Genomic DNA, 26177 nt, shown 5'->3' with positions numbered 1-26177 from the left:
GCCGTAGACGATCTCACCCCTGGTCCAGGTGGCGTTCCAGGGCTTCGACCTTGGAGGTCATGGCGTCAGTGACGCCCTGGCGGACGTCCGCCTTCAGGACCAGGCTCACCCGGGGCGCGACCTCGGCGACCGCCTCGACGGCGCGTTTGACGACGTCCATCACCTCGTCCCATTCGCCCTCGATGGTGGTGAACATCGCGTCGGTGCTGTTCGGCAGGCCGCTGTCGCGGACCACGCGCACGGCCCTCGCCACCGGTTCTGAGACGCCCTCGCCCACACCGAGCGGGGTCACCGAGAAAGCTACGATCATCTACTCATTGTCGAGGGCGGCCAGCGGCGCCGGGTACCCGGGTACCGGGACGGGCAGCTTCCAGGGCTCGTGGATCGCCCTCGCGGGCAGGTCCGCCAGCTCGGGGACGTACCGCCGGACGTAGTCGCCGTCCGGATCGAACCTGCCGGCCTGGCGGATCGGATTCAGCACGCGGTTCGGCCGGGTGTCGTTCCCGGTACCCGCCACCCACTGCCAGTTGCCCCAGTTGTCCGGAACGTCGGCGTCCAGGAGCAGGTCGGCGAAGTGCTCGCCGCCGACCCGCCAGTGGACCTTCAGCCGCCTGGTCAGGTAGGAGCCGGTGATGAGGCGGGCGCGGTTGTGCATCCACCCCTCGGCGGCGAGTTGCCGCATGCCCGCGTCGACGATCGGCAGCCCGGTCATCCCTTCGCGCCACGCCTGGGCGGCGTTCTCATCGTCGATCCAGTCGACGTCCCGCGCCCGGTAGTCGCGACGCGGCAGATCCGGGAAGGCCAGCGCGACCTGGTAGTAGAAGTCACGCCAGCAGATCTGGCGCAGGAAGTCCCCGGCGCCCGGACGGCCGGCCACCCGCGCGGCCACCTCCGACGGCGACACGCAACCGAACCGCAGGTACGGGCTGAGCATCGACGTCCGATCCGCCGCCAGCTCGTCGTGGCCATCGGGGTAACCGGCCAGGCCGTGCGCCAGCCACCCGTCCAGGCGCCGCCGCGCGGGCGTCTCCCCGCCGCGCAGGCGCCCGTACGGCGGGTACGGGGACCCGGGCAACCCTCCCGGATCGACGCCCTCCGGCAGGCTGACCACGTCCGGCGCCGGCAGGACGGGCCGGTGAGGGAGGCTCGACCAGGCACGCCAGTACGGGGTGAACACCCGGTAGTGGTCTCCACCGAGCGGCCGCAGCTCGCCCGAGGGCACGACGGTGACACCCGGGAACAGCCGGAGGAGCAACCGGTGGGCGGCACACGCCTCCGTCAGGCGTCGCTCCCGCCCCCGGGCGTACGCGCTGACGTCGGCGGAGGTGAAGACGCCGTCCGCCCCCAGCTCGGTCGCCAGCCGGACGGCCTCGGTGACCGGATCGCCGGCACGCACCACCAGGTCCCCTCCGCGCTCCCGCAGGGACGATCGAAGATCATGCAGCGCCTCGATCAGGAACCCCTGCCGGTGACGCCCGCGGATCCCCTGGTCCAGGACGAACAGCGGCACGACCGACCGGGCCCGCGCGCAGGCCTCCGCCAGAGCGGGATGATCGTGCACACGCAGATCCCTGGTGAGCAGCACGATGACGGTGTCCACGAAGGTGACTTCGCAGGATGCCCCTTGAACGGTTGCGTCCGTGGGCGGGCGACCGCACGAAGAATTCGACGGGAGGACGGAACAGATGGACGACGGCACCGGCGACCAGGGCGGCACGCCGGCCGGCGACCCCGATCACGACACCGAACCGACCGGCGAGTCACTCGGTCACGCGTCTCAGGTGGCCGGCGAGGCGCTTGGTCACGGGATCGGGGCGGTCGCGCGGCGGCTCGGCGTGCCCGCGTCCACCTTGCGCACCTGGAACCTGCGCTACGGAATCGGACCGAGCCACCGCAGCCCCGGCGGGCACCGCCGCTACGACAGCGCCGACCTGCGACGCCTGGAGGAGATGAACCGGCTCGTCAAAGCCGGTCTGCCTCCCTCGGAGGCCGCCCAGGCGGCCCTGCGGGTCGCCGCCGGGAAGCCCATCAAGCCGGCTGGCGACGCCCCGCGCCGCACCGAACTTGCGGAACCGGCGGAAGGCGTCGCACCGCGTGCCGAGCTCAGGGAACCGGCCGAAGGCGTCGCACCGCCTGCGGAACGGGCGCAGCGGGCGCATGGGCGGCGCGCGGGCGATGCGACGCGGGTCCCGAGCGTCGCAGCCCTCGCCCGAGCCGCGCTGAACCTCGACGAGGACACCGTCATCGCTGGGCTGCACGCGGCTCTGGACGAGCACGGCGTGGCATGGACGTGGGATCGGCTGGTCCGGCCGGTCTTCGGGGCGATCAGCAGGCGGCAGGAGTCCTCGGGTTGCGGCATCGAGATCGAGCACCTGTTCAGCGAGCGACTGCTCAGCGCGCTCAGCCGACTCACCGGACGGCCGGAACGGCCCGTCCATCCCCGCGCCATCCTGCTGGCCTGCGCCGAGGACGAGCAGCACAGCCTGCCGGTGTACGCGCTGGCCGCCACGCTGACAACGGAGCACGGCCTGGAGACGCGGGTCCTCGGGGCGCGGACGCCGTACCCCGCGCTCGCCGACGCCATGCGCCGTCTCGGTCCACTTGTGGTGTTCGTCTGGTCCCAGCTCGGGGCGACCGGCGATCCCACTCCGCTGAGCACCCTTCCGGCGCTGCGGCCGGCGAGCCGGGTCATCGTGGGCGGGCCGGGCTGGTGGGGCGAGGCACTACCCGCCCGGGTCACCCGCGCCTCCTCCCTGGACGACGCCGTGACCCGCATCCGCACCACCCTCGAAGGAAAGGCCAACGCGTCCCCCGCGCCCGCCCGGTGACCCACCGCCCAACGGCGCCGACATGGGACGGCGGTTTTGGTCACTCATGAGGCGAGCGTGGGGGCGCCTTGGTTGTGCCAGGTAGGGCGGGCGCATATGAATAGGTTTTGAGTAGCTTTTTGGTTTGATCGAAGGTGGGTTTCCATGACGGGCACACTCGAAATCCGGCTGGCCGCCGGGGACGACGCGGCGCTCGCGGAGTGCTACCGGACCCATGCGGCGCTGGTCGCCGCCTACCTTCACAGGCTCGTTCCCCCGCAGGACGTCGAGGACGTGCGGCAGGTGGTCTTCTCTGAGGTGTGGCGGTCGCGGCACCGGTACGACCCCGCCCGCAGCCTGGAGGGCTGGCTGCTCGGCATCGCCCGCAACCGCGCCATCGACCACCTGCGGGCGCGGGCGCTCACGACCGTCCCGCTGGAGAGCATCTGCGAGCCCGTGGACGGGGACGGCCGCGACACGGCGGACATGCTGGGCAGTCGCGACCAGGTCCAGCGGGCTCTCGCCGTACTGCCCGAGCCGCAGCGTGAGGCAATCGAGCTGGCCTACTACGGGGACCTCACCCAGCGCGAGATCGCCGAAAGGCTCCACGTGCCGCTCGGCACCGTCAAGGCCCGGACGGCACGCGGCCTCCGCCGCCTCTCATCCCTGCTGTCCCCGATAGCGGCCTGACCCGCCGAGGGCACGAGAGACCGCCGGGTCGCTCAACGTACGGCGGCGCCGGACATCGCCGTACCCCTTCCCACCGCCGCGGCGCCGGATGGACAGACCACGCCGAGCGTAGGAAGAGGGGGCGACAGTGCTCATAGCAGGGTGTGGGGCGGGTCATGGCGAGGGAGTGGGGCGGGTTATGGCGAGGGTGCGGGGTGGGAGGGTAAGTTCGGGGCCGGTCAGGGTGATCTTGGGGTCGGAGGCGAGGAGGATCGTGCCGGGGGCCAGGGGCAGCGAGACCGGGGAGTCGCCGAGGTTCGCGGCCACGCGGAGGGCGCCCCGGTGGACGACGATCCAGCGGCCTTCCTCGTTCACCTCCACCGACACGCGATCGAGTCGCGGGTCGGCGAGGTCGGGGCAGGATTTCCGCAGCGCGATCAGGTCGCGGTACCAGATCAGGAGTTCCTCGTGGACCGGTGACGACGGCTCGCTCCAGTCGAGCTTGGAGGCGTGGAACGTCGCCTCGTCCTGCGGGTCGGGGGCCTTGGCGCCCCAGTCGTCGTAGCCGAAGCCGACGAACTCCCGTTCCCTGCGCTCGCTCTCGCCCTGTGCCAGGTGCGGCTCCACATGGTCGGTGAAGAACAGGAACGGCGTGCTCGCCCCCCATTCCTCCCCCATGAACAGCATCGGGGTGAACGGCGAGGTCAGCAGCAGGCCGGACCCGACCTTGAGGACCTCGGGCGGCAGCCGGTCGCCCATCGCCCGGTTGCCGATCTGGTCGTGGTTCTGCAGGCAGCACACGAACCGGTACCCAGGCACGCGCAACCGGTCGACCGGGCGCCCGTGCGTGCGCCCCCGGAAGGTGGAGTAGGTGCCGTCGTGGAGGTAGGCGCGGGTCAGCACCTTGGCGAGCACGTCCATCGGCCCGAAGTCGCAGTAGTACCCGTGCCGCTCGCCGGTCAGGGCGGAGTGCAGGGCGTGGTGCACGTCGTCGTCCCAGGCGGCGGCAAGGCCGTAGCCGCCGGCCTCCCGGGGGGTGACCAGGCGCGGGTCGTTCAGGTCGGACTCGGCGATCAGCGTCAGCGGCCGTCCGAGCGCCGCGGACAGCGCGTCGACCTCGACGGCCAGCTCCTCCAGGAAGTGCACGGCGCGCTTGTCGTGCAGGGCGTGCACGGCGTCCAGCCGCAGGCCGTCCACGTGATAGTCGCGCAGCCACTGCACCGCGTTGCCGATGAAGTAGCGACGTACCTCGTCGGAGTGCTTGCCGTCGAGGTTGACGGCCTGCCCCCAGAAGGAGGACGCCGACTCGTGGAAGTACGGCCCGAACTTGGCGAGGAAGTTGCCCGACGGCCCGAGGTGGTTGTAGACGACGTCCAGCAGCACGCCGATGCCCGCCCGGTGACAGGCCTCCACGAACCGCTTGAGCCCGTCGGGCCCGCCGTACTCCTCGTGCACCGCGTAGAGGTCGACCCCGTCGTACCCCCAGTTGTGGCGCCCGGGGACGGGCGGGACCGGCAGCAGCTCCACGAAGTCGACGCCGAGCGCGACCAGGTGGCCGAGTTTGCCGATCGCCGCTTCGAAGGTGCCTTCGGGGGTGAACGTGCCGACGTGCAGCTCGTAGATCACCGAGCCGGGGAGGTCGCGCCCGCGCCAGGCCTGGTCGCTCCAGGTGTACCGGTCGTGGTCGTAGACCCGGCTCGGCCCGAAGACGCCGTACGGCTGGCGCCGCGTCCTGGGATCGGGGAACGCCTCTCCTCCGTCGACGCTGAAGGCGTAGTCGGTGCCGTGCGAGGCGCCGGGCACCTCCGCCGTCCACCAGCCGTCACCGCGGCGGACCATCTCGTGGCGCCGCGTCTTGTCGATCTCCACCTCGACGCGACCGGCCGTCGGTGCCCAGACCTCGAACATGTTCCTCCCCGTGATGTCGGCGGCTGTCGCCTGTTAATCCCTTTCCAGCAACGCCACGGGATAACGCCCGAGCAGGTGCGCGAACGGGATGCGCCCGGTGTGGCGAGCGCCGGCGAGCACGTCGCGCCACCGGCCCGGGGGCAGGGTGAGCGTCGCCGGGCCCCAGCCGCCGCGCCGCCGCAGGCCCACGGGGAGCCGCGTGGCGACCACCACGGCGTCCTCGCCTCTGGCGAACGCGATGGCGTGGTCGCGGCCCGCGCCGTCCTCGCCGGTGCCGATCGGGACGTAGGGCTGGTCGTGGCCGAGCCTCGCGCGCAGGCGCAGCGCGGAGGTGGTGACCAGGAGCTTGGCGGCGTCCCAGCCGTCGCTCCGCGCGGCACCGAGCAGGGAGCGCCGGTAGGCGAAGTCCACCGGGCGGCGGTTGTCGGGGTCGACCAGCGAGAAGTCGGTCGTCTCGCTGCCCTGGTACACGTCGGGGATACCGGGCATCATCAGCTGCACCAGCTTCTGGCCGAGCGAGTTGACCTGGGCGTACCGGTCGACGCGCTCGGTGAAGGCGGCGACGGAGGGCCCGCAGGCGTCGATGGCCCGCGCCGCGAAGTCACGGACGCCCTTCTCGTAGGCGGCGTCCGGGCTGATCCAGGAGATGGACGTCTTGGCCTCCCTGGCTGCCTTGTACAGGTAGTCGCCGAACCGCTCGACGCTGATCGGCCAGACGGCCATGAGGTTCTGCCAGGCGAAGTAGTCGAGTTTGGGGTCGAAGGAGACCTGCTCGGACCAGCGGGCGACCGACTCGGCCCACTCCTCGTGCAGCTCGGACAGCACGGCGAGCCGGGCGCGGACGTCCTCGGACCGCTTGGTGTCGTGGGTGGAGAGGGTGGTCATCGTGTACGGCGCCATGCCGGCGCAGTAGGCGTGGAACTCCGCGGGTGAGACGCCGAACCGGTCGGGCTCGCCGCCGACCTCGTTCAGGCAGGCCAGGGGGTACCACCGGTACAGGGCGGTGTCCTCCACGCCCTTGGCCATGACGGGGCCGCAGGTCTGCTGGAAGCGGGTGACGGTCTCGGCCGGGCCGGACAGGACGAGGTCCACCGCCGCGTCGACGGCGGCGGGGTCGGCGTGCTTCGCGGCGTCCGCGGCGGCGGCGCGGAGCAGCCGTACCGTCTCCGCGGGCGGCTCCTCGCCGGGCACGGTGTACGCGCGGTACACCGGCATGGCGGCGAGCAGCTCGACCATCGCGTCGCGCAGTTCGGGGACGTCCCGGGTCAGCCGTTCCACCTCACCCGTGAAGAACTGCGCCAGAACCTGCTTTTTCGCCTCATAGCGGATGGTTTCGTAGTCAGCGGGATAGGCGGTGCGCCGGACGAAGGTGTCGATCAGCGGCCGCGCGGCCGCCGGATCGACGAACAGCCGGGTGACCACGTTCAGCGCGTCGTACCCGGTCGTCCCGTCGCAGGCCCAGTCGCCCGGCAGCCGCTCGCCGTCGATGAGGATCTTCTCCGCCACCGTCCACACCGGGGCCCGCTCGCGGAGCCCGGCCAGATAGCCGCGCGGGTCGGCCAGCCCGTCGGGATGGTCGACGCGCAGCCCGCTGATCACGCCCTCCGCCACCAGCGAAAGGATCACCTCGTGGGTCGCGTCGAAGACCTCGGGGTCCTCCACCCGCAGCCCGATCAGCGACGACACGTCGAAGAACCGCCGGTAGCCGGGAGGCTCACGCCACTGCACCAGCCGGTAGTACTGCTCCTCCAGGCGCCCGTCGCCGCCCGGCCGCACCGGGAACTCGTGGTCGTAGTAGCGCAGCACGTCGCCGTCGGCCACCACTTCGGACTCGACGTCGGTGTCGCCGCCGAGCACGGGCATCGCCACCTTGCCCCCGCCGCCGGACCAGTCGATGTCGAACCACCGCGCCGAGGCCGCCTCCGGACCGTGCTTCAGGACGTCCCACAGCCGCGCGTTGCCCGACTCGGGGACGGGCACGGTCATGTGGTTCGGCACGATGTCCACGACCAGCGGCAGGCCCGCGGCCGCCAGCCCGCGCAGCGCCTCGACGCCGCCGAACTCCGCCCTGACCCGCGTGTGGTCGGTGACGTCGTAACCGTGCAGCGACGACGGCACGGCCTGCAGGATCGGCGAGAGGTACAGATGGCTCACCCCGAGCTCCGCCAGGTAGCCGGCCAGCGCCGCCGCGTCCCCGAACCCGAAGTCGGGGGTCAGCTGGAGCCGGTAGGTCGCCGTGGGCTTCGCTGATTCGGTCACGTCGTGTCCTTCTGAGTGTCGGTCGGGCATCCCTGGGAGCCGGTCAGGCACGGCGCAGCACTCGGACCGATCGACCCGCCACCGGCACCTCCTCCCCCGGACGGTAGAGCTTGGTGTCGATGGCGATGGGCACCGCGGTGTCGATCTCGGGGACCCACGCGTCGCCGAAGTCCTTCGGGATCACGAAGCTGATCGTGTCGTGGTAGGCGTTGAACATCAACAGGAACGAGTCGTCCACGACGCGGCGCCCCCGGCGGTCGGGCTCGGTGATGGCCTCGCCGTTGAGGAAGACGCAGAGCGACTTGGCGTAGCCGTTCTGCCAGTCGCCGTCGGTCATCTCGATGCCCGATGGTGTGAGCCAGGCGATGTCGGTCAGCTCGCCGCCGGACCCGCGCACCGCGCGCCCGTAGAAGAACCTCCTGCGCCGGAACACCGGGTGGTCACGCCGCAGCCGGGCCAGCCGCTGGGTGAACTCCAGCAGCAGCCAGTTCTCCCGGATGTCGGACCAGTCGACCCAGCTGATCTCGTTGTCCTGGCAGTAGGCGTTGTTGTTGCCGCCCTGGGTGCGGCCCAGTTCGTCTCCGTGGGAGAGCATCGGAACGCCCTGCGAGAGGAACAGCGTGGCCAGGAAGTTGCGCTTCTGCTGCTCGCGCAGCCCCTCCACCGCGACGCTGCCCGGGCCCTCCTCGCCGCAGTTCCACGACCGGTTGTCGTCGGTGCCGTCGCGGTTGCCCTCGCCGTTGGCCTCGTTGTGCTTGTTGTTGTAGGAGACCAGGTCGCGCAGCGTGAAGCCGTCATGGCAGGTGACGAAGTTGATCGACGCGGCCGGGCGGCGGCTGTCGTCCTGGTAGAGGTCGCTGGAGCCGGTGAGCCGCGAGGCGAACTCCGGCAGCGCGGCCGGCTCGCCGCGCCACATGTCGCGGATCGTGTCCCGGTAGCGGCCGTTCCACTCGGTCCACCGTGGCGGGAAGTTGCCGACCTGGTAGCCGCCGGGCCCGACGTCCCACGGCTCGGCGATCAGCTTGACCTGGCTGAGCACCGGGTCCTGCTGGACGAGGTCGAAGAAGGCCGACAGCCGGTCGACCTCGTGCAGCTCCCTGGCCAGGGTCGAGGCGAGGTCGAAGCGGAAGCCGTCGACGTGCATCTCGATGACCCAGTAGCGCAGCGAATCCATGATCAGCTGGAGCGTGTGCGGCGAGCGCATCAGCAGGCTGTTGCCCGTGCCCGTGGTGTCCATGTAGTAGCGCTGGTCGTCGTCGACCAGGCGGTAGTACGCCTCGTTGTCGATGCCGCGCATGCTGAGCGTCGGGCCGAGGTGGTTGCCCTCGGCGGTGTGGTTGTAGACGACGTCGAGGATGACCTCGATGTCCGCCTCGTGCAGGGCCTTCACCATCGCCTTGAACTCCAGCACCTGCCCGCCCCGCTCGCCGGAGCTGGAGTAGGCGCTGTGCGGGGCGAAGAAGCCTATGGTGTTGTAGCCCCAGTAGTTGGTGAGGCCGCGCTGCTCGAGTGTGTCGTCGGTGACGAACTGGTGCACCGGCATCAGCTCGACCGCCGTCACCCCGAGCCCCTTGAGGTGATCGATGATCTCGGGGTGCCCGAGCGCGGCGTAGGTGCCTCTGATGCGCTCGGGGATGCGCGGATGCTGGGTGGTCAGCCCGCGGACGTGCGCCTCGTAGATCACCGTGTCGTGGTACGGCGTCGCCGGCGGGCGGTCGTGCCCCCAGCCGAAGAAGGGGTTGACGACGATGGACTTCGGCACGTAGGCGGCCGAGTCGGTGTCGTCGCGGCTGTCGGGCTCGCCGAAGCGGTAGCCGTACACGGCCTGGTCCCACTTGACCGAACCCTCGATGGCCTTGGCGTAGGGGTCCAGGAGCAGCTTGTTGGGGTTGCAGCGCTGCCCCCGCGCCGGGTCGTAGGGCCCGTGCACGCGATAGCCGTACCGCTGCCCTGGGCCTATGCCGGGCAGGTAGCCGTGCCACACGAAGCCCTCGCACTCGGTGAGAGGGACGCGTTCCTCCTTGTTGTCGTCATCGAAGAAGCAGAGCTCGACTCGCTCGCCCACCTCGGTATAGAGCGCGAAGTTGGTTCCCGCGCCGTCATATGTAGCCCCGAGCGGATAGGGGTCGCCGGGCCAAATTTCGATCATGTCACCACCCGGATAGGGATTTGCCCCCATGTTCCCCCGACCATGCACCTCAGCGCAGCTCAGTGCGCTCTTCACTTCCCGCGGGGGGGACATCGTGCACTTTTCGTCCAAGACCTGGCTGTCGCGATGCCGCGCCGACCGGGGACGCCGCGCGATTGGCGCGGCCCGTGCCAGGCTACTCGACCTCCCGGGCCGGGCCCCCCGGGACACTCGGCCGGTAACAGGAAGGTCACATGAACATGGTCACGAGCGGGCGGGTGGACACCGCTGGTGAGGCATGTTGCGAAATCTTGGGCATAGGCACACCGGGCGATGGGCGCCGTCGGGCACGCGGGAGCCGGGATTCGGCGAGACTGGTCCGCGCAGTTCAGAGCAGCGTCAAGCCCCCGGTACGGCCCCGCCGTACCGGGTCAGGCGCTCTTCTTGGCGGCCGGCGGCTCGAAGAAGTTGAGCAGGCCGTCGCCCTTGCAGGTGCGGCACGGACGGCCGCCCTCTCCCCTGCCGTCTCCCCCGCAGGTACAGCAGACGACCACCCTGTCGAAGCGGGGGTCACGATAGGTGTGGCGGGTCCGACGCCGGCTTATCGCCCATCCCTGTACCCACGCGAACCCGTCGATCTCAGCGAAGACGGCGTCGCTGAGCTCCCAGTGGCGGGCCAGGGCCTGCTCACGTAGGTGGGTCCACAGGTTGACGGCGATCCCGGCGGGGGTCACATTCATATGGGTCGGATCCTCTCGCTCCGGCTGCGCGGTGGTATGGAGCCGGTCGATGCCCCACCACCGGACCCGGCTTGCGTGCGGCCCCAGAGACGGTCCCCTCGACCGCCGACCTCGCGGGCGGGGCCCTCCCCCTCCCGCAGGGGATGGCCACCCGCGAGGGAGCGGCTCATTTAAGGGGGCGACGTCCTCTCTGTTAGGGGCTAACCTTCTGTTTACCCTGGTTCGTGCCAAGAGCAACCGCCATTGGCAATTGCCACAGGAAAGTGTCGCCGCCGGATACCTCGGATGCCGGCCGGCGGCCCATAGTGTGGGCTGTCAGCAGCGTCGGCTGCCTGGGAGAATGCGGGGTGCGCGGCGATCGCCGCGGCAGGAAGAGGTGAGCGTCGATGGCCGGGGCCAATCCGACCCTACGGCGCCGTCAGCTCGCCACCCGCCTGCGCGAGCTGCGCAAGCACGCCGGGCTGAGCCTCGAGGAGGCCGCGCAGCGGCTCGAGTGCTCCACGGCCAAGATCAGCCGGATCGAGACCGCGCAGCGCAGCGTCATCCCCCGTGACGTCCGCGACCTGTGCCAGATCTACGGCCTCGACCAGGCCGAGGCCGACGCCCTCATCACCATGGCCCGCGAGGCGCGGCAGGCGGGGTGGTGGCAGGAGTACGAGGATCTGGACCTCGACCCCTATATCGGCCTCGAAGGCGAGGCGTCGTCGATCACGATGTACGAGACGACCACGATTCCTAGCCTTTTCCAGACCGAGGACTACGCCCGGGAAGTGATCCGCGGATGCCTGCCGCGCATCAAGCAGGAGGTCCTCGAAGAACGCGTCGACGCCCGCCTGAAACGGCAGCGCCTGCACCTCCAGGACGACCCGCCCAATTGCTGGGTGCTGCTCGACGAGTCGGTCCTGCACCGGCACGTCGGAGGGCACGCCGTAATGCACGCCCAGCTTGAACGCGTGATCGAGCTTTCCGCCCTTCCCCATGTGATCGTCCAGGTGATTCCCTTCACGGTCGGGGCGCACATCGGCTTCGACAGCATGTTCATCCTGCTCGAATTCCCCGACAACATGGTGCCGGACACCGTCTATGTCGAGTCTTTGATGGGCGATTTCTATCTCGAGAAACCGCGCGAGCTCGAGCGCTTCCGCGAGGTCATCACCCATCTGCGGGCGGCGGCGCTGAATCCGCGTGACTCCGTTTCGCTGATCGCCGACATGCGCAAGCTTTACGCTCCGTGACCTGAGCCCGCGGCACTCCGACCACCCAGGGCTACGAATTGCGCAAACCGGCCAAACCGTACTGCGCGCGCTAGCAGTCGCTACGACGACACTCGGGACGAAAGGTCTATATCGGGCACAGATCCTGCGGACACAAGGGATGAAAGCTCCCGGGTAAATACAGATCTCTCCAACTTCGACCAGCTCAACCCCTTGATCGTATTGACATGTCCCCAGTCACTGCGATAAATGATCACCAGGAGCCCCCGCACACAGAGCTCGGCCGTTCCGCGGCCACCTCTCCAGCGGGGGCTCATGCCTATTTATCCGGCCCGATCATGTCGGTCGCGCCTGCCCGGAGGACGCGATCCCTCGGCGGGCGCGTCACGGACGAGGGGTCCTTCGTGACATAGGAGAGACAATGACGACGCATCGCCCTTCCGGATACTCCGGCCTGCAGTGGAAGACCGCGAGCGGATGCAACAACGGGACCTGCGTGGAGGTCGCCGAACTTCCGCACGGCGGCGTCGGCATCCGTGACAACAAGCACGGCGACCGCGGTCCGGTCCTGGAATTCAGCCGCGACGAGTTCCGCACTTTCGTGGGCGGCGTCAAGGCAGGGGAATTCGACCTCTGAGCCCTGACGCTCGCTGAAGGGAGAACCGGGTCCTTCACCGGAAGGCAGACGGTGGCGGTCCGGAGGACGTTACGAGCGTCCGGCCGGCCGCAGGAGAACCGCTTCCCATATGATGCGTGACAGTGGAATCCAAATGAAGAGCCGAGCAGGCGGCGCCGGTCAGATGTCCCGGCGCCGCCTTCGCTTTTCTCCGGCCGGCCATGCCGCCGAATTCCCGCCTGGGCGAGATTCTTCCGCTCATTTCCGATATTTCTGCCGCCCACGCCGAACGGCGGCGTCCGCGCACGTGCCCTTCACCGGCGCCGGTGTGATCGGCCACCCCATTGGCCACATCAATCCCTGTGATTCCTGGAACACCAGCGTGAGACGCCCGTTTTTTCCAGGAGGCGATCCACTATAATTTCGCCGAGCGCAATATCGGGCGCGAAATAGGGGTGAAGGTTTCATGGGAAGGAGGCGCATGACAAGCGGACCTGCGTTCCACGGCGTGACGTGGTACGCGGCTTGCAACAACGGCAGCTGTGTCGAGGTCGCGTACGACGGCGGCTTCATCGGCGTACGTGACGGCAAGCACGACGGCGGGCCGATCCTCGTCTACTCCGGGGCCGAGTGGAGATCGTTCATCGAGGCGGCCAAGCAGGGGCGGTTCGACTTCGACCTGCTCGCGGCCGAGAGATCCTGATCACGGCGAGCGAGTCCTGATCACGGCGGGCAGGTCCTGATGGCGGGAGAGGTTCCGATAACGGGAGGGGTTCCGATCGCCGCCGATGAATCCTTACGCGGCCGATGAATCCTTGAGCGCGGCCGGCGGCCTTCACATGACCGGCGGGTCCTGAGGCCGCGGGCACGCACCGCACGACCGCGCTACCTGGGCCGGGTTTGCGGGGAAACGTCTGGGTAGCCGATCCCTTTCACCCGAACTCTCCCCCCGGAGGCTCAAGGATGGGCGGATTCAAGAAGTTCCTGATGCGCGGCAATCTGGTGGAACTCGCCGTGGCCGTGGTGGTCGGAGCCACTTTCAGCGGGCTGGTGCAGGCGCTGGTCGCCGACCTGGTCACGCCGTTGATCGGCGCGGTGACCGGCGGCGCGCAACCCGACTTCTCCAAGTACTCCTTCACGGTCAACGGCTCCGTGTTCAAGTACGGCGACTTCGTCAACCACCTGCTCACCTTCCTCATCATCGCCGCGGTGATCTACTGGCTGGTCGTCATGCCGATGACCCGGTTGATCGGCTTCTTCGACCGGGACAAGGAGAGCAGCGAGAAGCAGTGCCCTGAGTGCCTGAGCGACATCCCGATCGACGCCCGCCGCTGCGCGTTCTGCACGGTCGAGCTCGTCACTGTCCCCGCCAACGACCGGCCGCCGGCCTGAGCGGCACGCACTAGAGGAATAGCGGAACTTCAGCCCCGGTTGTCGCGATTGTGACTGAGCTGATCCGTGGTGCCGCCCGTGGCGAGGCGAGCGTTCCGCTGTCCATTCTCGACCTGGCCACCGTGGGATCGGGTGACACGCCGACCGATGCCCTGCGCGTCACCACCGAGCTGGCGCGGCGGGCCGAGGAATGGGGATACCACCGGTTCTGGGTGGCCGAGCATCACGGCATGCCGAGCGTCGCCAGCTCCTCGCCGGCCGTGATCCTCGCCCACCTCGGCGCGAGCACCCGCGAGATCCGGCTCGGCTCCGGTGGCGTCATGCTGCCCAACCATGCCCCGCTGGTGGTGGCCGAGCAGTTCGGCACTCTGCACGCTCTGCATCCCGGGCGCATCGACCTCGGCCTCGGCCGCGCGCCGGGGACCGACCAGGCGACCGCCCGGGCGCTGCGCCGCACGGCCACCCCCGACGCGGACGACTTCCCCCAGCAGCTCGCCGAACTGACCGCCTTCCTCGACGCGGACTTCCCTGCCGGGCATCCGTACGAGCACATCCGGGCCGTCCCCGGCGAGGCGAGCGCCCCGGGCTCCGGCCGCCCGCCGATCTGGCTGCTCGGATCCAGCGGCTTCAGCGCCCAGCTCGCCGCGCTCCTGGGACTGCCGTTCGCCTTCGCTCATCACTTCAGCGCGACCAACACGATCCCGGCGCTGGAGATGTACCGCACGGGATTCCGGCCTTCGGAGGTGCTCGACAAGCCGTACGCGATGATCGGCGTCAACGCCTTGGCGGCCGACACGGCCGAGGAGGCGCTCCGCAGGGCCAGGACGACCGCGCTCGGCATGCTGCGGCTCCGGCGCGGCCGGCCCGGGCCGCTGCCGACGCCGGAGGAGGCCGAGACCTACCCCTACAGCCCGGTCGAGCGGCAGTTCGTCCAGGACTGGCTGTCCAATGTCGTGTACGGGGACCCGGCGACCGTGCGCGCCGGGCTGGAGGCGCTGCGCGACCGCACCGGCGCGGACGAGCTTATGATCACTACCGGGGTGCACGGCGGCGCGGCGCGGCTCCGTTCCTTCAAGCTGATCGCCGAGGCGTACGGCATGAAGGACAGCGAACACTAAATCCCTCGTATCCCCGCAAAGGCCGTATAGCCGACATAGGTCAAGTAACACGGGTAGACGGCTCAGTCCGCATGGAACGGAACAACCACCCGCCAGAGACTTCCGGTAACGCCGCGGTAACACTTACGCCAGCGCGGGCGAGTGTTACGAGCGCGCGTCCGTCTCGTGCGGTAGGGGACTGAGCAGGTCCACCGCGGACCGGAGGCCGGGCGGCACTCCCGCCCGGCGCTTCGCCGGGCGCCCCGTGGCCCCCGACCTGACCAGGAATCTCTGACTGGGACCTTTCTTCGCATGGAATATGTCCGTAACATCGCCTCCAGATCGGGCGTGGAACATTTACCGGAAACATCTGTTGACACGCAAGAAACGCTGTTATTGTAATGGGAGCGCTCCCACGCCTTCGCGATTTACCTTGAAAGCGGAGGAAGCCGGATGGCTGACCAGCCCACGCTTGCCCAGGTAGCAGCCGAAGCAGGGGTCTCCCCCGCCACGGCCTCACGAGTGCTCACCGGCTCCGTCCGGGTGAGCACCTCGACCCGCCGTCAGGTCCACGACGCCATGTCACGTCTGGGTTACGTACGGCATCGCGCGCCTCGCGGAACGTCCGCCCGGCGGTCCGACCAACTCGTCGCGGCCGTCATCTGCGAGCACACCCAACGCATGTTCTCCGAACCCTTCTACGCACGGCTGCTCTCCGCCGCCGACGAGGTGTTCACCAGTTACGGCGTGCCGTTCGTCGTGATGACCGCCACCCCGGCCACCTCGACGATCGCCGCGCCACCACTGGTGACGGGCTCCTTCGACGGGGTCCTGCTCGCGGGCGCCAGGGAGCGACATCCTCTGGCGGTCACCCTGGCCGCCTCGGGCATCGCCGTGCGCAGCGCGGGGCGGCCGCCGGACGGCATCGACCTGCCGTTCGTCGACATGGACAACATGGACGGAGCACGCCAGGCGGCCGAACACCTCCTCCTGACGAACCGCCGCGCGATCACCGTGATCGCCGGGCCGCCCACGCTGCCCGGCGCCCGCGACCGGCTCGACGGCTTCCTGAGAACGCTGCACGCCGCGGGGATGAACGACGTCCCTGTGGCCTACGGCGACTTCACCCACGCGTCAGGAGCGCACGCCATGCAGTGGCTCCTGCAGCGGTCGCCGCACCTCGACGCGGTCTTCGCCGCCTCCGACCCCATGGCGGCCGGGGCGATGCAGTCCCTGCGGCGCGCGGGACGCCGGGTGCCCGACGACGTGGCCGTGGTCGGGTTCGACGACGCCCCGCTCGCCAGGCACACCTCGCCCACGCTGACCACCGTCCGCCAGCCGGTCGAGGAACTCGGGGTGCTCGCCGCCAGGATGCTGCTCATGTCGATCACCTCGGAAGACGACGTCCCGCACGGCAACCCGATCCTTCCCACGGAGCTGGTGGTACGTGAATCAACTTGATTCGGGGGGCATGCAGGAAGGCGATGTGCTCACGCGCCGATACCGGCTCGTGGAGCAGATCGCATCAGGGGGCATGTCCGCGATCTGGCGCGCGTTCGACCAGTCGCTGCACCGGGCCGTCGCGATCAAGGTGCTGGACGGCTGCGTCGGCGGCGACCACGGCGGCCGCGATCTCATCCGGAGGGAGGCGCGGGCGACCGCCCGCCTGATCCACCCGGACGCGATCGAGGTCTACGACTACGGTGAGACGGTCACCGCACGTGGCCGGCTCGCCGCGTACGTGGTGATGCGCCTGCTCGACGGGCGGCCGCTCTCGGAGAGGATCATCGACGAGGGTCCGCTGCCCTGGCGGGAGGCCGCGGTCATCGGAGCCAGGGTGGCGATGGTGCTCGCGGCGGCCCACCAGCGTGGCATCGTCCACCGTGACGTCACCGCCGAGAACGTCCTGCTCACGCCCGAGGGCGCCAAGCTGCTCGACTTCGGGATAGCGGCGTTCGTCGGCGAGGAGGTCGACAAGCGGCTGGACGAGTTCGGCACGCCCCCGTACGTGGCGCCGGAACGCCTCACCGGCGCCAGCGTCCACCCCGCCGTCGACGTGTACGCGCTCGGTGTGCTGATCTTCGAGATGCTCACCGGCGCTCCCCCGTACCCGGAGACCACGTGGGAGGCGCTGGAGGCGGCCCGCCGCACCGGGCCGCCGCCGGTCCCATGCGGGGTGCCCGGCCTGCCGCCCGAGGTGGCCGCGCTGTGCGCGAACTGCCTGGCCCAGGAGCCCGGCGATCGGCCGAGTGCCCAGCACGTGGCCGAGACCCTCACCGCCTCGCTCACCGCTTCGGCGACCGCCGGACGCGAGACGGCGGTCTGGGTGCGGCGGGCGCGGATGGCCTCCGTCGCCGCCGTCACGCTGGCCACCTGGACCGCGGCCCTGCTGTGGATACTGCCGGACCTGCCCCCGCCGGTCGCGGCGGCCCTCAGCACCCGGACCTCCGAGCCGGCTCAGGCCACGCCATCGGCGAGCGGCCGTACCGAACAGCATTCGGGAGCACTGGCCGAGCCCATCTCCGACGCGGACGAGGGCTCGAGCGGGAAACCCGCACCGTCCGGTTCTCCCGTCCCCTCCCCCTCACGGACCGCCTCGCTGTCGCCCGGGCCGTCACGGTCTCCGGCGCGCTCCCCGTCCACCGACGGGCAGCGCACGGGCGGCCCGCCGGACACGCAGGCCGTACCCACGCTCACCCAGGCGGTAGGGCGGTTCGACGCCGCCCTGGAGGCCGGCGAGAGCGTCGGGTCCATCCGGGCCGACGTCGCGCTCGACCTGCGGCAGGTCGTCCACAACCTCCTGCAGTCCCTGGACGACCCCGGCAAGGGGCTCGCGGACGTGCGCAAGAAGCTCGACGAGCGGGTGCGTGAGGGCAGCCTGTCCTCCGGCGTCCGGGAGGAACTGGAGCGGGGGCTCACGCTGATCGGCGCCGCGCTCGAGAGAGCCGCCTGAGTGAACCGGTGCCTGGGTCACGGAATAGGCCGGAATATCGGGGCCTTCGCCACCGGCCGGCCTTCTTGACTACGAGTTCTTGACTGAGATCGGCCGGGCGACCGGTTGCGGCGTTCAGCCGAAACGGCCGGATCGGAGCCGGGACGACGCCGATGCCGTCCAGGGCGATCATCTGGCGCGATCGAGGAGGCGTCTCCGGTCCCGGCTGGCGTGGGAGCGCTCCCAGGTTTGGCTGAAAGTTACATGCCCCAGCCCAGGTCATCACGGGAACCGCCCCGCTCCCGTTGACGTGGCGGAAAATCCGGCCGAACCATGACCAGCGCGACCCGGCGTACCAGCGGCCTCGCCGTATCCGGCCGTCGCGCCACGCCTCAGTCATGAAGGGCACCCGATGAAATCTCCATGGACCGGCAGGAGGTGGCAGGCCGCGCTCACCGCGGTCGCGACCACCGCCGCCACCACCGTGCTGGCGGTCACGCTCGGCTCGATCCCCGCCCAGGCGGCGGGCGGTACCGGAACCGGCTACCTCCACACGAACGGCAACAAGATCGTCGACAGCACCGGCGCCACCGTCCGGCTGACCGGCATCAACTGGTTCGGCATGGAAACCGACAACAAGACCTTCCACGGCCTGTGGGCGAACAACCCCTGGAAGAGCCAGCTCGACCTCATGGCGAGCCTCGGCTACAACACCATCCGGGTGCCGTTCTCCGATGACGCGATCAAGCCCGGCGCGGTCGCGACCAGCGTGAACACCTACAGCAACCCCGACCTCGTGGGCCTGTCCCCGATGCAGATCCTCGACAAGGTCGTCGACTACGCCGGGAGCAAGGGGATGCGGATCATCCTCGACCGGCACCGGCCCACCTCGGCCGGCCAGACCGCGCTCTGGTACACCAGCGGCGTGCCCGAGAGCACCTGGATCGCCGACTGGAAGACGCTGGCCCAGCACTACGCGGGCAACACCACCGTCATCGGCGCCGACCTGCACAACGAGCCGCACGCGGACGGCACCGAGCCCAACAGCACCGGCTCCTGCTGGGGCTGCGGCGACACCGCCCGCGACTGGCGGCTCGCCGCCGAGCGCGCCGGCAACGCGATCCTCGGCGTGCAGCCGAACTGGCTGATCTTCGTCGAGGGCGTGAGCTGCCCGAGCGGCGGCAACGCCAACGCCTGGGACAACATCCCGGACGAGCCGTGCGGCTGGTGGGGCGGCAACCTGTCCAAGGCCAAGGACTACCCCGTACGGCTCAACGTGGCCAACCGGCTCGTCTACTCTCCCCACGAGTACGCCACCTCGGTCTACCACCAGACCTGGTTCGACGACCCCAGCTACCCCGCGAACATGCCCGCCATCTGGGACAAGTTCTGGGGCTACCTGTACAAGCAGAACATCGCGCCCATCATGATGGGCGAGTTCGGCACCACGCTGGCCAGCAACACCGACAAGATCTGGCTCCAGGAGCTGATGAAGTACACCGGCACCGGGGTGAACGGCATGTCCTTCACCTACTGGTCCTGGAACCCGAACTCCGGTGACACCGGCGGCATCCTGAAGGACGACTGGGCCACGGTCGACCAGGCCAAGCAGAGCATCCTGCAGCCCTACCTCATCCCGCCGGCCGGCGGCGGTGGCGGCGGAACACCGACGCCCACCCCGACGCCGACGCCCACCCCGACGTCCACCACCTGCGGGACGACGTACACCATCACCAACTCCTGGTCCGGCGGGTTCCAGGCCGAGCTGAACATCAAGAACAACGGCACAGCGGCGTGGAACGACTGGTCGGTGCGCTGGACGATGCCGTCCGGGGTGACCCTCGGCAGCGGCTGGAACGCCACGTTCACCCAGAGCGGGACGACCTTCACCGCGAAGGCCCCGAGTTACGCGGCCACCCTCGCCGCAGGGCAGTCGGTCTCCGTGGGCTTCACCGCCAACGGTCCCTCGACGCCGGCCCCGGCGAGTTTCATCTGCTCGTAGGCAGGACCGGGCGGGCGCGCACCGCCCGCCCGCGTCGCCCGCGAAACGGCCGCACTATTGCCGGCTGATTCACCAGGGCCACGCTAAAAGGCCGGGGACGGAAAATGGGGCCCGATTCACCGGCAACGGGACACATTTCCATTTTATCCGCAGATGGGCTCGGATTTAAATCTTCCCCATGTCGCACCGGGAAGGTCGGAGCGAGCCCGGGGATGACCGTGACAGGGTTCGGGGCGGGCGCGACGTTCGCCGGCAACATCCTCGCGCTCACCCCGGCCACCGCCGGCACGGGGGTCACCGTGAACGGCCGCGTCCTGGTAAGCACCAGCGGCGTCACCCTGGACACCGACACCATCACCCGGCCCGTCTGCCCGGGCAGGCGCAGCACCGTCCCGGCGTCTCCATCACCGGCTGGACGCGACGGCCTGAACGCTCGCGGGGCCCGTCCGATCTCCTCGGACGGGCCCCGAACGCTGTAGAGAACCTTTCTAGGCCGCCTCCCCCGGCGACCTTCCTTCCGGGACGTCCGCCGGGCCGGCGGCGTCGTCGTCCCCGTGGTGGGCACCGGCCGGGGCCGGTGGCGGGGCCTCTCCTGCCTTGCGGCGATCGAACTCCTCCTCCAACTCGCGCGTGCGATCCGCGAAGTCCTCCAGGGCATCCTCAGAACCGCGTAGCAGCGTCTCCATCCATGACTCCTCGAGCTCTTGCAGCTCGGCGCGCAGGTCTCGCACGCTCAGGTTTCTCGGATCGACTCTGTTCATAACCCCACCCTGTACCCCCCGAGCGGAAACCGTCACCTCCTGACAAAGCGGCATATCTCACACCTGTGACCCGTTCGTGATCTAGGTCCCCCGATGCGAGCGGTCCAGGGACGCGCCCGTCGTCCCTGCGACGAGAGATCGGCGGCCGCGTGGTTTCCGCCCGCGACGTGGGCCGGCCCCGGCCGCCGCGCCCGCCACGACGCGCCCCTCCCCCATGCGCCCTCATCCCCGGCACGACGGTGGACGCCGTATCGGCACCGCCCGTGGCGACGCCGCTCGATCAGTTGAAAGTTTCAGGTCCTCTCACCGGACCGGCATAAGGCCCGGGTAAGAACGGGCAGGCTGGCGAGGATGGGCGCCGCTACGACGTGAAATCCGCCTGACACGTCATTGACATCTTTGGTGTACTCACCAGAATCCGATGTGGGAGCGCTCCCATCACGCCTCATCTTCCCCACCCGGTACGAGACCGACACTGTGCCAACTTCTGTACCGTCCATCGCCATTCATCACTTTGGAGTACGTCCAGAATGTCAACATCATCGTTTGGGGCGGGAGCGCTCCCATGGTTAGGGATGAAAAGACGTGGCGTGTGGCTAGCGCTGACCAGCCTGCTGGCCGGCCTCTTCACCGTCCTGGCCTCCGTACCGGCATCCGCGGCCGTCGCCTGCTCGGTCGAGTACACCGACAACAACTGGGGCAGTGGCTTCGGCGCCAACCTGAAGATCACGAACACCGGTGACGCCTGGACCAGTTGGAACCTGGCCTTCACCCTTCCAGGAAACCTGAAGGTCGGCCAGGGCTGGAACGCCAACTGGTCGCAGAGCGGTCAGAACGTGACCGCCACGAACGTGAGCTGGAACGGCAACCTCAATACCGGTCAGTCGACGAGCATCGGCTTCAACGGAACCTACTCCGGCACCTACGGCAAGCCGGCCTCGTTCACGATCAACGGCACCACCTGCAACGGCGGGGGCAACCCCGGCAACCAGGCGCCGACCGTGAGCCTGACCTCGCCGACGGCAGGGCAGACCTTCACCGCGCCCGCGACCGTTAACCTGGCCGCGACCGCCGCCGACTCCGACGGCACCGTCAGCAAGGTCGACTTCTACAACGGCACCACGCTGCTCGGCACCGACACCAGCTCCCCGTATACCTACAGCTGGACCAACGTCGCGGCCGGCAGCTACTCGCTCACCGCCAAGGCGACCGACAACGCCGGCACCGCGACCACCTCCTCCCCGGTGGGCATCACGGTCTCCGGCGCCTCGACGCCCAGCATCGTCGTGAGCCCGACGACCCTCGTCGTCCCCGAGGGCGGCACCGCCGGCTACTCGGTCAAGCTGTCCCAGGCCCCCACGAGCAGCGTGACCGTGGCGACCTCGAAGGCCGGCGGTGGTGACGCGGACCTCACCGTGTCCTCCGGCGGCTCCCTGACGTTCACCACGTCGAACTGGAACACCGCTCAGACCGTCACCATCAGGGCGGCCGAGGACTCCGACAGCACGGCGGGCACGGCGACGTTCAACTCCACCGCCAGCGGCTGGACCGGCGGCTCGCTGACCGCCACCGAGGCCGACAACGACGGTGGCAGCGGCGGCAACGAGTACATCACCCGCTTCACGACGCTGTACAACAAGCTGCACGACCCGGCCAACGGGTACTTCTCGCCGCAGGGCGTGCCGTACCACTCGGTCGAGACCCTGATGGTCGAGGCGCCGGACCACGGCCACGAGACCACCTCCGAGGCGTTCAGCTACTACCTGTGGCTGGAAGCGGTGTACGGCCAGGTCACCGGCACGTGGACCAGGTTCAACGACGCCTGGGGGATCATGGAGAAGTACATCATCCCCGCCACGGCCGACCAGCCGACCAACTCCTTCTACGACGCGAGCAAGCCGGCCACCTACGCCGGTGAGTGGGACGACATCAAGCAGTACCCGTCCAAGCTCGACAACAGCGTCTCGGTCGGAAGGGACCCGATCGCCTCGGAGCTGCAGAGCGCCTACGGCACCCGCGACATCTACGGCATGCACTGGCTGATCGACGTCGACAACACCTACGGCTTCGGCCGCTGCGGCGACGGCACCACCAAGCCGGCCTACATCAACACCTACCAGCGCGGGCCCGAGGAGTCGGTCTTCGAGACCGTGCCCCAGCCGTCCTGCGACATGATGAAGTTCGGCGGCCCGAACGGCTACCTGGACCTGTTCACCGGTGACAGCTCCTACGCCAAGCAGTGGAAGTACACCAACGCCCCCGACGCCGACGCGCGCGCCGTCCAGGCCGCGTACTGGGCGTACACCTGGGCGAAGGCGCAGGGCAAGGACTCGCAGATCTCGGCCACGGTGGCCAAGGCCGCGAAGATGGGCGACTACCTCCGCTACGCGATGTACGACAAGTACTTCAAGAAGCAGGGCTGTACCAGCACCTCCTGCGCGGCGGGCACCGGCAAGGACAGCTCGGCCTACCTGCTCTCCTGGTACTACGCCTGGGGCGGCGCGACCGACACCTCCGCCGGCTGGGCATGGCGCATCGGCTCCAGCCACAACCACTCCGGTTACCAGAACCCGCTCGCGGCCTGGGCCCTGTCCAACGTGGACGTGCTCAAGCCGAAGGGCGCGACCGCGGTCACCGACTGGAGCACCAGCCTGACCCGGCAGCTGGAGTTCTACCGCTGGCTGCAGTCCACCGAAGGTGCGATCGCGGGTGGCGCGACCAACAGCTGGCAGGGTCACTACGCCGCTCCGCCGTCGGGCACGCCGACCTTCTACGGCATGGCCTACGACTGGCAGCCGGTGTACCACGACCCGCCGTCCAACCAGTGGTTCGGCTTCCAGGCATGGTCGATGGAGCGGGTGGCGGAGTACTACAACCAGACCGGCAACGCCACCGCCAAGGCCATCCTCGACAAGTGGGTCAAGTGGGCCATGGCCAACACCACCATCAACTCCGACGGGACCTACAAGATCCCCTCGACGCTGAGGTGGACCGGCCAGCCGGACACATGGAACGCGTCCAGCCCGGGCTCCAACGCGAGCCTGCACGTGTCGATCGCCGACTACACCACCGATGTCGGCGTCGCCGGCGCCTACGCCAAGGTCCTGATGTACTACGCCGCCAAGGCCGGCGACACCGCCGCGCAGAACATGGCCAAGGGGCTGCTCGACGGCATCTGGAAGAACGACCAGGACGCCAAGGGCGTGTCGGTGGCCGAGGCCAAGCCGGACTACAGCCGCCTGGACGACCCGATCTACATCCCATCCGGCTGGACCGGCAAGATGCCGAACGGCGACACGATCAACTCCAGCTCGACCTTCATCTCCATCCGGTCCTGGTACAAGAACGACCCGGACTGGCCGAAGGTCCAGGCCTACCTGAACGGCGGCGCGGTGCCGTCGTTCAACTACCACCGCTTCTGGGCGCAGGTCGACGTCGCCGTCGCCCTCGCCGAGTACGGCCGGCTGTTCCCCTGATCCGACCCGCCCGCGGATGCGGGGGAGCCTGACACTCCGCCGCATCCTCGAACAGCGGGGTGCGGTGGTGCCTGACACTCCACCGCGCCCCCGGACAGCGGGGTGCGGCAGGCCTGACCCCTACCGCACCCCGCTCACCACCATCTCGGGCGGCCAAAGGCTCCACCTGCACTTCCAGTTCGAGAGGCCATAGATGTCCCTCAGACGCACGCTCACCGGCCTGGCCGTCCTCGCCGTGTCGGCCACCTTCTTCCCCGTGCTCACCTCCTCCGCGGCCGCGGCTTCCTACAACTACGGCGAGGCGTTGCAGAAGTCGCTGTTCTTCTACGAGGCCCAGCGCTCCGGCGACCTCCCCGCGGGCAACCGCGTCACCTGGCGCGGCGACTCCGGCCTGAACGACGGCAAGTCAGCCGGCCTCGACCTCACCGGAGGTTGGTACGACGCCGGTGACCATGTGAAGTTCGGGCTGCCGATGGCGGCCAGCGCGACCATGCTGGCCTGGGGCGGTGTCGAGTACCGTGACGCCTACCAGAGCTCCGGACAGCTGACGTACCTGCTCGACAGCCTCAAGTGGGTCAACGACTACTTCATCAAGGCGCACCCGTCGCCGAACGTGCTGTACGGGCAGGTGGGCAACGGCGGCACCGACCACGCGTGGTGGGGGCCCGCCGAGGTCATGCCGATGGACCGCCCGGCGTACAAGATCGACGCATCGTGCGGCGGCTCGGACCTCGCGGGTGAGACCGCGGCGGCCATGGCGGCCTCGTCGATGGTCTTCCGCCCGACAAATCCGACTTATGCTGACACGCTGGTCAGCCACGCGAAGCAGCTCTACACCTTCGCCGACACGGTGCGGAAGAAGTACAGCGACTGCGTCACCGACGCCGCCGGGTACTACCAGTCGTGGAGCGGCTACAACGACGAGCTCGTCTGGGGCGCGATCTGGCTGTACCGCGCCACCAACGACGCCTCGTATCTGACCAAGGCCGAGACGTACTACGACAACCTCGGCACCGAGCCGCAGACCACGACGCGCTCCTACAAGTGGACCATCGCCTGGGACGACAAGTCGTACGGCGCCTACGTGCTGCTCGCCAAGCTCACCGGCAAGCAGAAGTACGCCGACGACGCCAACCGCTGGCTCGACTGGTGGACCATCGGCGTGAACGGCGCCAAGGTGAACTACTCGCCGGGCGGGGAGGCCGCACTCGACTCGTGGGGCTCGCTCCGCTACGCGGCCAACACCTCGTTCGTCGCGCTCGTCTACAGCGACTGGCTGACCGACGCCACCCGTAAGGCGAGATATCACGACTTCGGAGTCAGGCAGATCAACTACGCGCTGGGCGACAACCCGCGCAAATCCTCTTACGTAATCGGCTTCGGCGCCAATCCGCCCAAGAGCCCGCACCACCGTACGGCTCACGGCTCCTGGTCCAACAACCTCAACGAGCCGGCCGACAGCAGGCACATCCTGTACGGCGCGCTGGTCGGCGGCCCGAAGTCCAACGACGACGCCTACACCGACAGCCGCAGCGACTACGTGATGAACGAGGTGGCCACCGACTACAACGCCGCCTTCACCGGCGCGCTCGCCCGGCTGTACCGCGAGTACGGCGGATCCCCGCTGCCGAACTTCCCGGTCGCCGAGACGCCGGACGGGCCCGAGATCTACCTCCAGGCCTCGGTGAACTCCTCGGGCACCACCTACACCGAGATCAAGGCGCTGGTGGTGAACCACTCGGCCTGGCCCGCACGCGCGCTGGCGGACGGCACGTTCCGCTACTACTTCACGCTGGACGGCGCCACCACGCCGAGCCAGATCACGCTGTCGTCCGCCTACACCCAGTGCAAGCCGCCGATCGGGCCGACGCAGTTCTCCGGCAAGGTCTACTACGTCACGATCGACTGCTCGGGCACGGCCATCGCCCCCGCCGGGCAGTCGGAGTCGCGGCGGGAGGTCCAGTTCCGCATCGCTAGCTCGTCGGGGTCCTGGGATCCGGCCAACGACTGGTCCTACACCGGGGTCGCCACCACCCCCGGCGCGACGCCGGTGACCGTGCGAAACATCCCGGTGTACTCCGGCGGCACCAAGATCTACGGGGACCCGCCCGGCCCGGGCACCGACCCGACGCCCACCCCGACTCCGACGCCCACCCCCACCCCGCCCCCCACTCCC

General features: G+C 69.3%; 20 protein-coding genes. 13 read left to right on the top strand and 7 right to left on the bottom strand.

The genetic code is table 11. The features are described 5' to 3' along the window. Positions 1–13 precede the first annotated feature (13 nt). Both MYF83_RS31015 and MYF83_RS31010 read right to left on the bottom strand, forming a co-directional pair. The gene (locus MYF83_RS31015; protein WP_248964296.1) at positions 14–310 is read right to left on the bottom strand and encodes an MTH1187 family thiamine-binding protein; all 297 of its coding nucleotides are present in this window, start codon (positions 308–310) and stop codon (positions 14–16) included. Continuing rightward, positions 311–1600, bottom strand: a complete 1290-nt coding sequence (locus MYF83_RS31010) for a cryptochrome/photolyase family protein (RefSeq protein WP_248964295.1) — start codon at positions 1598–1600, stop codon at positions 311–313. It abuts the gene before it with no gap. Positions 1601–1685: 85 nt separating this feature from the next. Here MYF83_RS31010 and MYF83_RS31005 point away from each other — a divergent pair, with 85 nt between their 5' ends. Both MYF83_RS31005 and MYF83_RS31000 read left to right on the top strand, forming a co-directional pair. Next, on the top strand, positions 1686–2828 hold the full coding sequence (locus MYF83_RS31005) for a MerR family transcriptional regulator (protein WP_248964294.1): 1143 nt from the start codon (positions 1686–1688) through the stop codon (positions 2826–2828). 144 nt (positions 2829–2972) lie between these two features. Continuing rightward, positions 2973–3497 (top strand): RNA polymerase sigma factor, encoded by a 525-nt coding sequence (locus MYF83_RS31000; protein WP_248964293.1) that lies wholly within the window; start codon positions 2973–2975, stop codon positions 3495–3497. Between the two features lie 153 nt (positions 3498–3650). Here MYF83_RS31000 and treZ read toward each other — a convergent pair whose 3' ends face one another. The 4 genes from treZ to MYF83_RS30980 all read right to left on the bottom strand — a co-directional run bounded on the left by treZ (position 3651) and on the right by MYF83_RS30980 (position 10511). Then, positions 3651–5384, bottom strand: coding sequence for a malto-oligosyltrehalose trehalohydrolase (treZ, locus tag MYF83_RS30995; protein WP_248964292.1), 1734 nt, complete (start codon positions 5382–5384; stop codon positions 3651–3653). Positions 5385–5417: 33 nt separating this feature from the next. After that, positions 5418–7643, bottom strand: coding sequence for a malto-oligosyltrehalose synthase (gene treY / locus MYF83_RS30990; protein WP_248964291.1), 2226 nt, complete (start codon positions 7641–7643; stop codon positions 5418–5420). A 43-nt stretch (positions 7644–7686) separates the two neighbouring features. Further along, on the bottom strand, positions 7687–9792 hold the full coding sequence (gene glgX, locus MYF83_RS30985) for a glycogen debranching protein GlgX (protein ID WP_248964290.1): 2106 nt from the start codon (positions 9790–9792) through the stop codon (positions 7687–7689). 410 nt (positions 9793–10202) lie between these two features. Further along, entirely contained in the window at positions 10203–10511 is a 309-nt protein-coding gene (locus tag MYF83_RS30980) for a hypothetical protein (protein ID WP_248964289.1), read from the bottom strand. 386 nt (positions 10512–10897) lie between these two features. Here MYF83_RS30980 and MYF83_RS30975 point away from each other — a divergent pair, with 386 nt between their 5' ends. From MYF83_RS30975 to MYF83_RS30935, 9 genes are all read left to right on the top strand, one after another. Then, positions 10898–11746, top strand: a complete 849-nt coding sequence (locus MYF83_RS30975; protein WP_248964288.1) for a helix-turn-helix domain-containing protein — start codon at positions 10898–10900, stop codon at positions 11744–11746. Positions 11747–12146: 400 nt separating this feature from the next. Next, on the top strand, positions 12147–12362 hold the full coding sequence (locus tag MYF83_RS30970) for a DUF397 domain-containing protein (RefSeq protein WP_248964287.1): 216 nt from the start codon (positions 12147–12149) through the stop codon (positions 12360–12362). 460 nt (positions 12363–12822) lie between these two features. Then, a complete protein-coding gene (locus MYF83_RS30965) occupies positions 12823–13044 on the top strand; it encodes a DUF397 domain-containing protein (protein ID WP_248964286.1) in 222 nt (73 codons plus the stop codon). A gap of 260 nt (positions 13045–13304) precedes the next feature. Next, entirely contained in the window at positions 13305–13733 is a 429-nt protein-coding gene (mscL, locus tag MYF83_RS30960) for a large conductance mechanosensitive channel protein MscL (RefSeq protein ID WP_248964285.1), read from the top strand. 50 nt (positions 13734–13783) lie between these two features. Then, positions 13784–14851, top strand: coding sequence for an LLM class flavin-dependent oxidoreductase (locus MYF83_RS30955; protein WP_308201526.1), 1068 nt, complete (start codon positions 13784–13786; stop codon positions 14849–14851). A 432-nt stretch (positions 14852–15283) separates the two neighbouring features. Then, positions 15284–16291: a LacI family DNA-binding transcriptional regulator gene (locus tag MYF83_RS30950; protein ID WP_248964284.1), complete on the top strand. Its 1008-nt coding sequence runs from the start codon at positions 15284–15286 to the stop codon at positions 16289–16291. Positions 16292–16316: 25 nt separating this feature from the next. Continuing rightward, positions 16317–17783 (top strand): serine/threonine-protein kinase, encoded by a 1467-nt coding sequence (locus MYF83_RS30945; protein ID WP_248964283.1) that lies wholly within the window; start codon positions 16317–16319, stop codon positions 17781–17783. Positions 17784–18174: 391 nt separating this feature from the next. Further along, positions 18175–19764 (top strand): cellulase family glycosylhydrolase, encoded by a 1590-nt coding sequence (locus tag MYF83_RS30940; RefSeq protein WP_248964282.1) that lies wholly within the window; start codon positions 18175–18177, stop codon positions 19762–19764. A gap of 212 nt (positions 19765–19976) precedes the next feature. After that, positions 19977–20243 (top strand): ice-binding family protein, encoded by a 267-nt coding sequence (locus MYF83_RS30935; protein WP_248964281.1) that lies wholly within the window; start codon positions 19977–19979, stop codon positions 20241–20243. A gap of 9 nt (positions 20244–20252) precedes the next feature. Here the strand turns inward: MYF83_RS30935 and MYF83_RS30930 are convergent, their stop codons facing one another. Continuing rightward, positions 20253–20525, bottom strand: coding sequence for a DUF6158 family protein (locus MYF83_RS30930; protein WP_248964280.1), 273 nt, complete (start codon positions 20523–20525; stop codon positions 20253–20255). 575 nt (positions 20526–21100) lie between these two features. On the opposite strand from MYF83_RS30930, the gene MYF83_RS30925 reads away from it, so the two are divergent. Together MYF83_RS30925 and MYF83_RS30920 are read left to right on the top strand one after the other, a co-directional pair. After that, the gene (locus tag MYF83_RS30925; RefSeq protein ID WP_248964279.1) at positions 21101–24001 is read left to right on the top strand and encodes a glycoside hydrolase family 48 protein; all 2901 of its coding nucleotides are present in this window, start codon (positions 21101–21103) and stop codon (positions 23999–24001) included. A gap of 193 nt (positions 24002–24194) precedes the next feature. Continuing rightward, positions 24195–26177 (top strand): glycoside hydrolase family 9 protein (locus MYF83_RS30920; RefSeq protein WP_308201525.1); only part of this gene is annotated, 1983 nt, incomplete at its 3' end.

It is taken from the genome of Sphaerisporangium perillae, assembly GCF_023276435.1.
GTDB lineage: Bacteria > Actinomycetota > Actinomycetes > Streptosporangiales > Streptosporangiaceae > Sphaerisporangium > Sphaerisporangium perillae.
Note: the sequence above shows the minus strand (reverse complement) of the source record. Positions and strands in the feature narration are given on the sequence as shown.